The 14,074-nt window shown below is 67.9% G+C and carries 13 protein-coding genes; 4 read left to right on the plus strand and 9 right to left on the minus strand.

Going from position 1 to position 14,074, the window contains the following annotated elements:
- Positions 1-45: 45 nt before the first annotated feature.
- The 3 genes from VFW66_08220 to VFW66_08230 form a co-directional block, all read right to left on the minus strand.
- Positions 46-429: a cytochrome c gene (locus tag VFW66_08220; protein HEX5386667.1), complete on the minus strand. Its 384-nt coding sequence runs from the start codon at positions 427-429 to the stop codon at positions 46-48.
- A gap of 253 nt (positions 430-682) precedes the next feature.
- A complete protein-coding gene (locus VFW66_08225) occupies positions 683-1,942 on the minus strand; it encodes a putative glycoside hydrolase (protein HEX5386668.1) in 1,260 nt (419 codons plus the stop codon).
- 115 nt (positions 1,943-2,057) lie between these two features.
- Positions 2,058-3,587: an OmpA family protein gene (locus tag VFW66_08230; GenBank protein HEX5386669.1), complete on the minus strand. Its 1,530-nt coding sequence runs from the start codon at positions 3,585-3,587 to the stop codon at positions 2,058-2,060.
- 121 nt (positions 3,588-3,708) lie between these two features.
- Here VFW66_08230 and VFW66_08235 point away from each other — a divergent pair, with 121 nt between their 5' ends.
- The 4 genes from VFW66_08235 to VFW66_08250 are packed head-to-tail and all read left to right on the plus strand — an operon-like array spanning position 3,709 to position 7,684.
- Positions 3,709-3,942: a SelT/SelW/SelH family (seleno)protein gene (locus VFW66_08235; GenBank protein ID HEX5386670.1), complete on the plus strand. Its 234-nt coding sequence runs from the start codon at positions 3,709-3,711 to the stop codon at positions 3,940-3,942.
- Between the two features lie 20 nt (positions 3,943-3,962).
- Positions 3,963-5,042 (plus strand): ATP-dependent 6-phosphofructokinase, encoded by a 1,080-nt coding sequence (locus VFW66_08240; protein ID HEX5386671.1) that lies wholly within the window; start codon positions 3,963-3,965, stop codon positions 5,040-5,042.
- A gap of 8 nt (positions 5,043-5,050) precedes the next feature.
- On the plus strand, positions 5,051-7,117 hold the full coding sequence (locus VFW66_08245) for a prolyl oligopeptidase family serine peptidase (GenBank protein ID HEX5386672.1): 2,067 nt from the start codon (positions 5,051-5,053) through the stop codon (positions 7,115-7,117).
- Between the two features lie 48 nt (positions 7,118-7,165).
- Positions 7,166-7,684, plus strand: a complete 519-nt coding sequence (locus VFW66_08250) for a DoxX family protein (protein ID HEX5386673.1) — start codon at positions 7,166-7,168, stop codon at positions 7,682-7,684.
- Here the strand turns inward: VFW66_08250 and VFW66_08255 are convergent.
- The 6 genes from VFW66_08255 to VFW66_08280 form a co-directional block, all read right to left on the minus strand.
- On the minus strand, positions 7,674-8,213 hold the full coding sequence (locus tag VFW66_08255; GenBank protein HEX5386674.1) for a hypothetical protein: 540 nt from the start codon (positions 8,211-8,213) through the stop codon (positions 7,674-7,676). The genes VFW66_08250 and VFW66_08255 overlap by 11 nt on opposite strands.
- 5 nt (positions 8,214-8,218) lie before the next feature.
- The gene (locus VFW66_08260; GenBank protein ID HEX5386675.1) at positions 8,219-9,355 is read right to left on the minus strand and encodes a beta-propeller fold lactonase family protein; all 1,137 of its coding nucleotides are present in this window, start codon (positions 9,353-9,355) and stop codon (positions 8,219-8,221) included.
- The gene (locus VFW66_08265) at positions 9,345-10,208 is read right to left on the minus strand and encodes a pentapeptide repeat-containing protein (protein ID HEX5386676.1); all 864 of its coding nucleotides are present in this window, start codon (positions 10,206-10,208) and stop codon (positions 9,345-9,347) included. Before VFW66_08265 ends, VFW66_08260 begins: the two co-directional genes overlap by 11 nt.
- A gap of 103 nt (positions 10,209-10,311) precedes the next feature.
- Positions 10,312-12,192, minus strand: a complete 1,881-nt coding sequence (locus VFW66_08270; protein HEX5386677.1) for a PQQ-dependent dehydrogenase, methanol/ethanol family — start codon at positions 12,190-12,192, stop codon at positions 10,312-10,314.
- 428 nt (positions 12,193-12,620) lie between these two features.
- The gene (locus tag VFW66_08275) at positions 12,621-13,064 is read right to left on the minus strand and encodes a c-type cytochrome (protein HEX5386678.1); all 444 of its coding nucleotides are present in this window, start codon (positions 13,062-13,064) and stop codon (positions 12,621-12,623) included.
- Positions 13,065-13,123: 59 nt separating this feature from the next.
- Positions 13,124-14,041 carry a quinoprotein dehydrogenase-associated putative ABC transporter substrate-binding protein gene (locus tag VFW66_08280; protein HEX5386679.1) on the minus strand — a complete coding sequence of 306 codons (918 nt, stop codon included), beginning with the start codon at positions 14,039-14,041 and terminating at the stop codon, positions 13,124-13,126.
- Positions 14,042-14,074: the final 33 nt, after the last annotated feature.

Consider the following 14,074-nt stretch of genomic DNA (forward strand, 5'->3'; position numbering starts at 1 on the left):
GGGGAACGAGCGCTCGGCCGGTGCGTGGCGCGAATTGCCAGGCGGCTACTTCTTGTGACTGATGGAGTAGACGTAGGCAGCCACCATGTTCACCTGGTCGTCCGTGATGGTGGAGCCGCCTCGCGGCGGCATCGGAATGCCGCTCTTCGACTCTTCCTTGGTGACGCCCTTCTTGATGTATGCGACGATTGCCGGATAGCTGCCGTCGCTGTGGAGCCACGTGTGATCCACCAACTTGGTGTTCGGCCCGAGCAGGCCCTCGCCGCTCTGGCCGTGGCAGGCGTAGCAGTTGCCGTCGCCCGTGAAGATCGCCTTGCCCTTGTCCACCATCGCCTGCGTGACCCCGGCGGGCAGACCCTGGGCGCTCGCCGGCACGGCGGCGACGAGTCCAGCGGCGACGAGCAGGCCAAGACGAGTGCGCATGTCCATCGTATGTGCTCCTGTTGCGTTGGGCTCGCGGCCGCCGGTTTTGCCCGGTGCGGGATCAAGGGGCCGAATTTTTGGCTGAATACGAGTTTGAGAATACGCCGGCAGCAGGCCGGGTCAAGGGCGGGAGCAACTCCCGGGCCGACCAGCCTCACTGATTGATCGGACCCGCAAGTTGCTGGGGACGTGGGACTTGGGGCACAGCCACGCGGGCCACCGCCCGCTCCGCTGTCATCCGCCGATGTCGGAGCGGGGCTCAGTTCCTGGCGCCCGCGATGGGCGCGGCGGCGGGGCCGGCCGCGCTCAGCGCCTGCTCGCGCCCATGGAAGATCCCGGGATCGTACGCGCTCCGCGGGTTCCAGAGCACCCACGACTCGATGCCGACGTCCCGGGCGGCGCGGATCTGGGCCCGCACTTCCGCCGGCGTATAGCGCGGCGGCCCCAGCGTGAAGGCCTGGAGGTAGGGACGGATCTCGGCGGCGCGTGCGAGCGGCGTCGTGCGCCGGAGGCCGTCCTCGAGCGCGCGGTGCACGATCTCGTACGGCTTGCTGTTCGGCCGGCTGATGTCGTACATCCCGCGATAGTAGTGGCTCGGGTATACCATCGGCAGCACCACGTCGGCGGTGGAGACGAGATCCTCCCAGTGCTGGCCGATTCCCATGTCGCCCTGCGCCGTGGTCGTGAGGCCGAAGACGTCGATCGTGAACCGTACGCCGAGCGGACGGGTGCGCTGGCCCAGGATCCGGAGGCCGTGCACCACGCCGTCGCGGAGCGTTTCGCCCGAGTCGCGGGAGGCGAACACGGCGGTGGCCATTCGCTGCTTCGGCTCGTCCGGAAAGCGCACGTAGTCATACTGCACTTCCGCAAAGCCTTTGCGCACCGCCTCCGCCGCGAGCTGCGACGCATACACCCATACCGAGTCGTTGAAGGCATCCACCCACGAGAAGCCGAGCCGGTCGTGCCAGAGCCCGCCGCCGGTGCTCTGGATGGCCCAGGCGGCCTTGTGCGAGGCGAGGAGCGGATCCTTCGCGACGACGATGCGGGCGATCGGATAGATCCCGTGCTCCGCCAGCATTCGGAGCCGGGCCTCGACATCCCTCGTGCGAGGCTTGTCGTCGGCGCCGATGGCGACGGCGGTGGGCACGGCGGAGCGGTAGGTGAGATAGCCCGTGTCGTCCTTCACGTCGATGACGAAGGCGTTGATCTCGGTCGAATCGGCGAGCGCCACCAATTGTGCCAGCCGCCCGCCGCCGAACGCCCAGGCATTGACGTAGATCGCGCGGAGCGGACGGGGCGGGTCGACCAGCGGAGGCGCCGGCCAGTGCAGCGTGTCGGCTGCGGCGCCGGGCAGCGAGTGAGCCGGTGCGAGCGGCGTGCTTCCGAGCTCGTCACCCCAATGCGACGCGGTGCGCGCAGGGGGCTCGGCCGGGGGCGAGTGAGGCGAGGCGTTCTGGGCGGCGGCGATTGACATCGGTGCACACAGCGCGACGATGCCGCAGAACACGATGCGCAGCATTCGACACCCCAGGTCGAGGTCCAGGCCGACCAAGGGCGCCAACCCGCAATGTCTCGAAGAGTTGGCGCCCTGCCGTCGCCTGCGTGTAACCGGGAATGTCGATCAGGAGCGCAAATCAGGGGCCGGCGGAAAGTGGCGTGATTTCGATGCGGCGATTGAGCGCACGACCCACGGCCGAGGTATCGGATGTCACCGGCGCGGTGGCGCCGTAGAACTTCGACACAAGGCGCTGGGCGCGAACGCCCTTGCCGATGAAATAGGAGCGCACTGCCTCGACCCGGAGGTTGGCGAGGCGGCGGCTGTCGACGTCCGAGCGGGTGTTCGCGGTGTAGGCGCCGATCTCCACGCGGAGCGCCGGATCGGCATCGAGCATCGCCGCCGCGGAGTCGAGCGCCGGCTGCGCGGTGGTTCTGAGGCGCGCGCTGCCGAGGGCGAACGCATCGCCATGCAGGACGACCGGATGCGCCTGGACGGGTCGGGGCGCCGCCGGCGGCGGGGCCGCGGCCGCTGGCGGCGCGGCCGAGGCCGTGGGCGGGCGCGCCGGCGCCTCTCGCGCCGCTCCCTCCGATGGCGACGCTTCGCCCTTGGCACAGCCCGTGGCGTTCACCGATTCGCCCGACGGAGTGCTGGGGCACTGGTCGATACCGTCGAGCACTCCGTCGCCATCCGAGTCGCTCGGGCAGCCGAGGGCATCCACCGTGGCGCCCTTTGGCGTGTCGGGGCAGCGGTCGAGGCCATCCGCCACCCCGTCCTTGTCGCTGTCCACGGGACAGCCGCTCGCGTCCACGACCGCGTGGGCCGGCGTGTTGGGGCACTTGTCGACGCCGTCCACCACGCCGTCATGATCGCTGTCGAGCGGACATCCGGTGGCATTGACCCTGACCCCGGCCGGCGTGTCGGGGCACCGGTCCACTCCATCGGCGACGCCGTCCTTGTCGGTATCGATGGGGCAGCCGGTCGGATCGACCTGGATGCCGGCCGGCGTCGCGGGGCAACGGTCATCGGTGTCGAGGACACCGTCGCCGTCGGAATCAACCAGGGCCTTGCTGCCGAGCATCAGGCTCGCGCCCAGGTTCACGCCAAAGTTGGTGAGCTTGCGATCGCCGCTGCTGTTCCGGTTGAGCACCCCTTCGCCCCGGACGAGCACGGTCGGGACGATCGCGACGCGGAAGCCGAGGCCGCCGAGGAGCGACGTCGCGGTACCGCAGGGCCCCGCGCCCGGAATGGCCACGTCCGGGCAGTTGCCGCCGTATGTGGTGCCGCCGACCCCGAACTTGAGATAGGCCGAGTTGTTGATGCCGATCGGCACGTTGTAGAGCAACGCCCCGTTGAAGGTCTTCACCGTGACGCGCTGTGAGCCGCTCTCGGTTTTCGGTTTGGCGAACGCCCCCTCCGCCTCGACTTCGAACCGGGCGGGTAGCCAGATCCCGATTCGGCCGAGGGCACCGAAGCCGGTCTTGAGATCGGTGGCGTTGTCGAACGTCATGAGGTCGCCCGCGGCGCCGACCTCGACGATATACTTGCGCGGGGCCTGCTGGCTGAGAGCCCCGGGAGCGAACGTCGCGAGCAAAAGAAGCGGCGCCAGGGCCGTGCACGTCGCACGGCCCCGGCGCCGGCCCGGGGTCCTGCCCCTGAGGTACGTCATCGTACGCGAATAGATATGCCGTCCCTAGGCGGCTGACAAGCGCGGCGGCGGGGTTGGCATCCCCCAGGGGCGCCGCTACGATTCTGTCCCAAGCACCGCCCAGAGCAAGGAGCGCCGACCGATGCAGGTCGTCATCGAATATTGCGTCGTCTGAAACTATCAATCGCGAGCCGCCGGTCTGGCGGCTGAAATCGAGCGGGAGTTTCCCGACAGCGAGATCCGGATGGTGCCCTCGTCCGGCGGCCGGTTCGAGATCGCCCTCGACGGGCATTCGGTGTTCTCGAAGAAGGCCGCCGGCCGCCACGCGGCACCGGGCGAGGTCGTGGGGCTGATCCGCAAGCACAAATCGGCTTAACGGGACGGGATCAGGCGGGGATGCGGATCGCCATCTCGACCGGCGGCGGCGACGCGCCGGGGCTCAATGCAGTCATTCGTGCCGTCGCGCTCTCGGCCCACCGTCGCGGCTGGCACTGCTACGGGATCCTCCGCGGCTACGACGGACTCCTCGCCTTCGACGGCGTGGTCCCGCTCGGCCCCGAGCAGGTCCGTGGCATCACCCACCTGGGCGGCACCATTCTCGGCACCAGCAATCGAGGCAATCCCTTTCACTTCACAGTCCGGGACTCCGAGGGCCGCGAGACCGAGGTCGACCGGTCGGACGACCTCGTGGCCGCGTTCCAGGCGAGCGGCTTCGACGCGCTGGTCTCGATCGGGGGCGACGGCAGCCTCGCCATCGCGTACGAGCTCTGGAAGAAAGGCGTGCCGGTGGTCTGCGTGCCCAAGACCATCGACAACGACGTGAGCGGCACCCAGCGCACCTTCGGCTACGACACCGCGGTGAGCACCGCCACCGAGGCCATCGATCGGCTGCACTCGACCGCGGAGAGCCACGAGCGGGTGATGGTGGTGGAAGTAATGGGCCGCTACGCCGGCTGGATCGCGCTCACGAGCGGCCTCTCGGGGAGCGCGGACGTGATCCTCCTGCCCGAGATTCCGTTCGATATCGAAAAGGTCTGCGCCAAGATCCGGAGCCGTGAGGCCGCCGGCCGCCGATTCAGCATCGTGGTGGTGGCCGAAGGCGCGCGGCCGGCGGGCGGCGAGATCGTGATGGTCGAGCGGCGCGGGCCCGGCACCGTGGATCGGCTGGGTGGGATCGCGGGACAGGTGGCGCGCGCCATCCATGAGCGCACCCGCAAGGAGGTTCGCACGCTGGTGCTCGGCCACTTGCAGCGCGGTGGCTCGCCCACGACCTACGACCGCCTGCTCGCGCTCCGATTCGGGTGCGCCGCCGTGCGCACCATCGCCGACCGCTGCTTCGGCGTCATGGTCGGCACGAGCGGAACCACGATCAGCCGGGTGCCGCTCGCCGACGTCGTGGGCCGGCCGAAGAATGTGCCGCTCGATTCCGATATCGTGGCTACCGCGCGCGATCTCGGCATCAGCCTCGGCGACTGAGCGTGCCGATGCCCACCGCCCGCGGCGCCGGCCGGCCGCTCGTGTATCCGCCCACCCGCCGCGACGACGTCGTCGACGTGCTCCACGGCGAGCGGATCGCAGATCCCTACCGCTGGCTCGAGAACGGCGACAGCGCCGAAACCCGGGCGTGGACCGCCGCGCAGAATGCGCTGACCGAAGCCTACCTTGCCGGTGTGCCCGCGCGTGCGCGGATCCGCGCCCGACTCGAGACGCTGCTCACGATCGGCGTTCTCGGCGCGCCGACGCCGGCGCGCGGGCGGTATTTCCATCAGAGCCGCGAAGGGTGGCAGAACCAGGCCATCCTCTGGGTGCGCGAAGGCGTCGGGGGCGCCGACCGCGTGCTGGTGGACCCCAACGCGCTCGACCCCGGTGGTACGACCGCGCTCGACTGGTATTTCCCGAGCGAGGACGGCCGGCTGCTCGCGTACGGGCTCTCGGAGAACGGAAGCGAAGCGAGCGTGCTGCACGTGCTCGACGTGTCGACCGGCGCGCCGCTTTCCGACCGCATCCCGCACGCCCGCGCGGCCGAGGTAGCGTGGCTGCCCGACGGGAGCGCGTTCTACTACACGCGCCTTCCCGAGCCGGGCTCGGTTGCCGAAGGCGAGGAGCACTACCATCGCGCGGTGTACCTGCACCGGCTGGGAGACGATCCCTCGCGCGACGCGCTCGTCTTCCAGCCTGCGGCCAAGGAGTTCTGGCCCGGCGTGCGGCTCTCACCCGACGGGCGTTGGCTGCTCATCTCGGTCGCGCGCACCTTCGACCAGACCGACCTCTACCTGCAGGATCTCCGCGCGGGCAGGGCACCCCTCGCGGTGGCCGAGGGACTTGCAGCGCTTTTCGATGCCGAGGTGGTCGAGGGCCGGCTGTACATTCGGACCAATCTCCACGCGCCCACCTACGGTCTTTACATCCTGGACGCCGGGCACCCGGCGCTGGCCTCCGCGGGTGAGCTCGTTGCGCCACGGCCCGACGCGGTGCTCGACGGCGCCGTCGTGGTCGGTCGCAGGCTGGCGCTCAGCTACCTGGAGCGCGCCACTTCCCGGCTCGAGCTCGCCGCGCTGGACGGGGCCGGGCGCCGCGAGGTGTCGCTGCCGGGCGTGGGCAGCGTGTTCGGCCTGGGGGCCGAGTGGGACGGCGACGAGCTGTTCTACGGCTACACCTCGTTCACCGTGCCGCCAAGCGTCTACCGCATCGACCTGCGCACCGGCGAGGAGACGCTCTGGCGCCGAGTCGAGGCCGACGTACGGCCCGAGCGCTTCGAGGTGCGCCAGGTGTCCTATCCCTCGCGTGACGGCACGCCGATCAGCATGTTTCTGGTATACCCGCGCGGTCTCGTGCGCGACGGCAATACGCCCACCTACCTGAGCGGCTACGGCGGTTTCAACATCAGCATGACGCCGGCGTTCTCGCGTTCGCTCCTGCTCTGGCTCGAGCGCGGGAATCTCGTGGCGATCCCGAATCTGCGCGGTGGCGGTGAGTACGGCGAAGCGTGGCACCAGGCCGGCATGCTGGCGAACAAGCAGAACACCTTCGACGACTTCATCGCCGCGGCCGAATGGCTCTTCGCCGAGCAATACACCCGGCCCGAGCGGCTCGCGGCGGAGGGCGGGTCGAACGGGGGCCTTCTCATGGGCGCCGTGCTCACCCAACGTCCCGAGCTCTTCCGCGCGATCGTGATCCGGGTGCCGCTGCTCGACATGCTGCGCTACCATCGCTTCCTGATCGCGCGGCTCTGGCTGCCGGAATACGGCTCGCCAGACATCCCGGTGGAGTTCGGCTGGCTCCGCGCCTACTCACCGTACCATCACGTGCATCCGGGCACGCCATACCCCGCCGTCCTGCTCGCCACCGCGGAGAGTGACACCCGGGTGGACCCGATGCACGCGCGGAAGATGACGGCCGCCTTGCAGGCCGCCAGCAGCTCGTCGCATCCGATCCTGCTCCGGCTAGAGGCGAGGGCTGGCCACGGCGCCGGCAAGCCGCTGTCCAAGGTGCTGGACGAGCAGACAGACGTGTGGAGTTTTGTGTTTCAGGAGCTGGGCGTCGAGTATTAGGGGAGCGTTCGCGCCGGGCAGCCGTCTCTCAGCGGGGGTCTTACACCGATGAACCAGCGTTCCGTGTCAATGCTTCATCCGGCCGAGTGGCTCGCCGTGCTACGCATCGTAGTCGGGCTTTACTTCGTGAAGTCGCTCGTGACGAAGATGTCGATCGTGCTCGCGGGCGGCGTGGTGCCGGTGCCGGCGGTGTCGGATCGATGGCTCACCGTCATGCCCAAGATCGTGGCCAAGCAGGCGGCCGGCAATCCGATCCTGCCGTACAAGCACTTCCTCGAGCAGACGGTGATTCCGAACAGCCCCGTATTCGCGCGACTCACCGCGTGGGGCGAAACGATCGCGGGCCTGGGCCTCACGCTCGGCCTCTTTACGCCGCTCGCGGCACTCGTCGGCATCGTGCTCGTGATCAACTACGGGCTCGCAACCCAGTGGATGTCGGCGGGGCAGCAGGGATTCCACATCGTGCTGTTCGCGCTCATGATCGCTTTCATCTTTGCGCGAGCGGGGCGGCGCTGGGGGCTCGACGAAGTGCTCCTCGCGCGGCGGGAGCGGCGCCTCAATAATTGATCTCGGTTTCCTTGCCCCCGATGAGCCGGGTGGCCACGCCTTCGATCTCGCAGTGGGCGTTGTGAGGAGAGTAGAGCAGACAGAAGATGCCGTCCGCCTTCCAGTGGTCCTGCCAGAGCTGCATCACGCCGCGATCGGCGCCCGAGAACACCGGATAGGGTCGTGTATCAGGGCGGTGTGCAATGTGGGTGTGCACGGTCCCGAACCATTCCGGCGGTCCACAAGCCTCGATCGATTCCCCCGCCGAAATGTTGAGCGAATCGGCATGCGCGCCGTCGAGCAGCATGATGTGCGTGATGCGGGTGACGCTGTCGATCCGCTCGCCGGCCAGGCACGCGACGCGCTCCGCCTTGGCGGCGACACTCGCGTCCCAGAGATGGCGGAACGCCGCATCGGCGCTCGGCGTGAGCTCAAACACGAATGATGCCGCCGGGCGCGGCGTGGTTCGCCCGGGCGCGACCGGCAGGGACGGCTCGGCGGCGGCGGCGAGGGCAAAGGCGCCGGCTGCCGTCAGGATTGCGCGGAGCATCTGCGTCAGGACGCCGGGGGTCCGCCCGGCGCGGGTGCGATCGCCACGCCCCAGGGCGACTGGCCTACCGGGATGCGCTCGGTAACCTTGAGCGATTCCGTATTGACCACGCTCACGTCGTTCGACGGGCCGTTGGCCGTGTAGAGCTCGGAGCCGTCCGGTGTGAGCGCAATGCCCCACGGCCGCTTGCCCACGGCCACCTTGCCCAGGACCTTGCGGGTATTTGCGTCGAGCACCACCACGTCACCGCCGCGGCCGGTCGAGACATAGACTTTCTTCCCGTCGTGGCTCACCACGACTCCCATCGGCTTGGCGCCGGCCGCGAACTTCACCGTATCGATCGATTGCCGCTTGGCGACGTCGATGACCCACACCGTGCCGTCGACTTCGCACGTCACGAACGCGAGCTTGCCGTCCGGCGTGAACGCGATGCCGCGGGGCCGCTTGCCGACCTCGATCGCGCCGAGCACCTTGCCGGTCGAGGCGTCGAGGATAGTCACGTTGTGCGCCGTCTCGCCGGTCACCCAGACGACCTTGCCGTCGGGCCGCACGCGGACTCCCTCCGGCTCCTTTCCGACCGGCACCGTCGAGAGCACCTTGCCGCTCGAAATGTCGACGATAGACGCGGTGCCAGCATCCTCGTTGGAGACGAAGAGACGGGACCCGTCCTCTGAGACGTCGAAATTCTCTGGGTCCGAGCCGGCCGGAAGAATGCGCGTGACCTTGCGTGCCGCCGCGTCGACCACCGCCACGCCGTCCTTGCTCTTGTCCGCCTTGAGCTTCTCGCACTCGGCATCAGGCATCGTCGGCGGGCAACGGGGTGAGCCGCTGAGCGCGACGTAGATCGTGCGCCCGTCGTCGCTGGCTTTCACGCCGCGCGGGCGGGTGCCCACCGGAATCGTCGCCATAACCCTTGCCGTCCCCACGTCGATGACCGAGAGCGCCTCGGAGCCCTCGTTCGTCACGTACGCCACGGGGCCGGTCGTGACGAGTGGGGTCGTGTCGGCCGGGGTAGCCGCCGGGTCGCCGGCGGCCGCGCCCGAGGGTGGGGCATTGGAATTCTGCGCCAGATTGCGCGCGCTGTCGCCTGGCGCCGAACAGGCGGCGGCGAGGAAGAGCATCGCCAGCAAGCTATTTCGCATCGAAGATCGCCTTGTCACGGTTGCGGGCCTCATCAAGGCCCTTGATCTCAGCCAGACCGGTGGCGTTCCGGAAGATCGCGCCGTTGATGTCCGCCTTCGCGAAGTTCGCGCCGGCGAGATTGGCTCGCGTGAAGTCGGTCTGGATGAGATCGCTGTTACGGAGATCGGCGCCCACGAGCCGGGCGCCGGTGAGATCGGCGTATGAGAGATCGGCCTTGAAGAGATTGGCGCCCGACAGATCGGCGCTGCTCAGGTCCGCGCCGACGAACGTGGCCCGCATGACGCCCATCGATTGATTACCCGGATCGGCGCCGATGTTCGCATTGCGCAGATTCGCGCCGGCGAGATTCGCGTCCTTGAGATAGCCGATGATCCGCGCCTTCGACAGATTTGCTCCCCGGAAGTCGGCCTTCTCCACGATGGTGGCAAAGAGGCTCGCGCCCTCGAGGTTGGCGTCCCGGAAGTTGGCGCGGCGGAGCGTCGAGCCGTCGAGATTGGCGCCCTGGAGGTCGGCCCGCGTCAAGACGGCGCCGGTGAGATCGCACCCGAAGAGATTCGCCTTGACCAGTTTGGCGCGCACGAGTCGGGCGCCCGAGAGATTTGCTCTGTGAAAATCCAGCCCGCTCAGGTCGAGCGCGGTGAGGTCGGTGCCGGCCAGGTTGGCCGGCGCGCTCTCCGTCGCCGCGGCCAGCTTCGCCTTGACCTCTGGAACGGTGAGCGGCTTCGCCGGCTGCCGATCCGATGCACCCGCCGCGGGCGCGTCCTGGGCCGCTCCCGTCCGGGCCGCGCTCGCGAGGAGGATCGCGCTCAGAGCCCATGCGGTGAGCTGAACGGAGCGGGAGAGCGATGCCACGGGCGCCTCACGTCGAGGAAAAAAGAGCGACGGGACCACCAGCGCTGGTGGCCCCGTCTCTCAAGTTACCCATGTCTTTCGACGTTGGCTACGATCGTACCGACTACTGCTTGACCGCCGGTGACTTGAGCGCGAACACGGTCAGCACGCCGCCCTGGTTGGAGAACTGACCGGCATCGCCGAACGCGCCCAGCGCGCCCAGGCCCGCCGTCGGGTCCTCGGCCCCAATGCCGGCCGCCACACCGATGCCCGCCCAGCCGCCGATGCCCGAAAGCACCGCGACGTACTGCTGGCCATCGGGACCCTGGTACGTCATCGGGTTGCCGATGATGCCGGACGGCGTCTTGTACTCCCAGAGGAGCTTGCCGCTCTTCTGATCGACCGCCTTGAGCCAGCCGTCCATGGTGCCGTAGAAGGCGAGACCGCCGGCGGTGGTCAGCACGCCACCGTACGCCGCCAGGTTTTCCTTGTCTTCCCAGACCACCTTGCCTTGCATCGGATCCCACGCGATGAACCGACCGCGGTTACCGCCCGGGCCCGGGTACATCCGCACGATCGCGCCGACGTACGGCTGGCCGGCCGAGTACTTCACCTCGACGCCTTCATAATCCATGCAGATGTTGTTCGTCGGGACGTAGAAGTACCCCGTCAGCGGGGAGTAGGACGACGGCTGCTGGTCCTTGAAGCCGATCGCCGCGGGGCAGATGCCCTCGGTGTTGTGCTTCGAGGTCGTGCCGTACTTCGGGTCCTTGTGCGGAATGCCGGTCGAAAGGTCCACACCGGTTGCCCAGTTCACCGGGCCGTAGGGCTTGGCCACGATCAGCTTGCCGTTGGTGCGATCGATCGTGTAACCGAATCCGTTCCGGTCGAAGTGCGCGAGCAGCTTCTTCCCGTTCCGGTCGAACAGTACGTTCTCGTTGACGCCGTCATAGTCCCACTCGTCGTGCGGCGTCATCTGGTAGGCCCATTCCACCGTTCCGTCATCGGGGTGGCGCGCGAAGATGGTCATCGACCATTTGTTGTCGCCCGGCCGCTGATCGGGATTCCAGGTGCCCGGGTTGCCGGTGCTGATGTACACCAGGTCGAGCTGGGGGTCGTAGGAGTACCAGCCCCACGTGGTGCCGCCGCCGCGCTTCCACTCATCGCTGCCGTTCCAGGTGCTCACACCCAGGTCCTTGCCCTTGTGCGAGGCATAGTTCGCGTTGCCGACGCCATTCTGAATACCGACCTCGGCATCGGGGCCGGTGCTGTACATGGTCCAGAGATGCTTGCCGCTGTTGGCGTCGAACGCCGAGACGCGGCCGCGGACGCCGAACTCACCGCCCGAGATGCCGGCGATCACGATTTCCTTGCCCGACTTGGTCTTGATGTAAATCGGGGCATTGGTCATCGTGGCGCCCTCCTTGTACCCCGTGGCTTCCGGCCCCGAGGGCGACGAAGCCGGGTGCTTCACCTTCCACAGCTCCTTGCCGGTCTTGGCGTCGAGCGCCAGGAGCTCACCCTCGAGCAGCTCGATGTAAAGCTTGCCGCTCGGGTTGTACGCCAGACCGCGGTTCACCAGGTCGCAGCAGGCGATTGGAATCGCGTCGGGCGACTGGTTGGGCACGTACTTCCAGATCTGCGGCGCGCCGGGCTTCGACAGGTCGAGCGCGTACACGATGTTGGGGAAGCTCGTCTGCACGTACATCACGTTCCCGACGACGAGCGGGTTGCCCTCGTGACCGCGGAGCGTGCCGGTCGAGAACGACCAGACGGGCCGAAGCTGGGCGATGTTTGACGTGGTGATCTGATTGAGGGGGCTGAAGCGGGTAAGGGCGTAGTCGCGCCCGGTCATCCACCACTCCCCCTTGGGAGCGTTCATTGTCCAGGCCCCGCCCGACCAGGACCCCTGCGGGACGTTCTGCGCGGCCACCGGGCTCGTTCCGAATGCCAGGAGGCACGCCATCAACCCGCCGACCGGCAGATAAGCCATCGATCGTTTCATTGCTGTTGACCTCACATGTGACGGTATCGTGGACGGTATGCGGCTGCCAAACCGGCTGATTGCGGGCTGGCGGCCGGAAGGGTGCATCCCGTCGATAGGCGGTCCGCCTGGCGGGGTGCAAATACGTGGGGCGGGCGGGCTGCGGGGCAGCAAAGAGTGCCGGAGGGGGTGGGGGGTACACCCCATCCAGCCAACTATATGGGCACGCGCAAACATAGGCCTGCGTCGCTTTCTGACCTGAACTATGGGCCCTAATGTCCGACGCGCCGCACCACGGGACCGTGATCTGCATCACATCGCTCGGTCAATCGCGCGCTACCGACCCCCGAACGCGACGAGGGGCCGCTCCAAGAGCGGCCCCTCGTTCGGTTCATCGCAAGCCGGCGGAGTTCCGGCACCGGCAGCGACAGGCGCCCCGGCGAAGCGCGTCAGGCGCCTGACTTCACGGCCGGCCTTCCGATGTGGATCTTGCCGTCCGCGCGACCCTTGAGATACGCGTAGATGTTGTTGATCTTCTCCGGCTCGAGTCCGAGCGCGCACCAGGAGGGCATCCCCTTGGCTGGCCGGCCGGCACACACGGTGGCTACGAAGATGGCCTTGGTGGGGATCGGCCCGTCGTCCTTGAGCGAATTCACCAGCGCCGGCGCGAACGAGCTGCCCACACCGTATTCCCCATGGCAGCGCGCGCAATTGAGCTCGAACTGCTTCCAGCCCTGATACGCCTCCACCGAAATCGTATCGAGCGGCTGGGGATGGTACTTGTCGTGTACTTCCTGGGCATGCGCCGCCCGGGCGCCGCCGACCACAAAGAGGACGGCGACGGCCATGGCGCCCAGCAATCGGGCGAGCGGCGAGGTCCGGGGAGTGCTCATCTCACGGTCAGTCCTTTCAGAGGAAAAGAGCCAGGGTTATGGGCTCGACCACCCATGCGTCAGAACGCGCCGGCGTGTCCCGACTTGCCCGGGGCGGCCGTCGTATCGCCGATCGCGCCGGTTCGGGTGGTGGTAGAATCCGCCGGGATCGGAAGCATCGGCACCTTGTACTGTTGCAGGATGGCTTCGATCTCGGGGCGGTCGTGGTCTATGAGCGTCTGCACGCTGTCGCGAAACTCGCGATCCTTGCGGCGCGTGGCCATGGTGATACTGAAGGCGAACGGGATCCCGGTGGTGCTGTCGTCCGGGATTGGGTGAAGGACCAGTGGCACCGGCGCCTTGGCCGCGAAGTAGCCGGCGACGGGTCCCCAGACGATCGCGAGGTCGATCTTCTTGTCAGCCACGGCGTTGATGATGTCTTCCGGCCGGTGGATCTCACTAAAAAAGGTGGGGAACCCGACGAGGCCGACCACGCCGTGCGACTTGAGCGCAGCGGCAGGGGGGGCGGCATCGCCATCGCTCCCAATCATGTTTACGCCGATCCTCAGCCGCTTGAGCGCCGGATCGTCGAGCGAGGTGATGTTGAGACCGCTGTCCTTTCGGTACACGAAGAAGTAGGTCGAGCGGAAGTATGGCTTGGTCGTGGCCGCGATGTCGAGCCCGGCAGGTGCGGTCACAATCAGGTCGCAGTAGCCCCCATTAAGGCCGCGCCCGAAGTAGCCAAAGCGAACGGGCCACCACACGTACTCAAGGCGCGAATTCCACTTCTCCGCGATGTATTCGGCGATCTTGTTCTCGAAGCCCTCGCCCTTCTGGTTGGACTCCGGCATGTTATCGGGATCGGCACACACGCGAAGGACGCCCGGTGTCAGCGGTCCGGGGCGGAGGTCGGTCTCCTCCTGGGCGCCGGCAGTGCCGGCGCCTACGATCAATGCGGCCGCCGCGACGCCGCCCAGGGCCCCGATCCGACGCAGCATCGGTGACATTCTGTATCCCATCCGTCCACCCAA

The organism is Gemmatimonadales bacterium (assembly GCA_036279355.1).
Classification (GTDB): Bacteria; Gemmatimonadota; Gemmatimonadetes; order Gemmatimonadales; family GWC2-71-9; genus DASQPE01.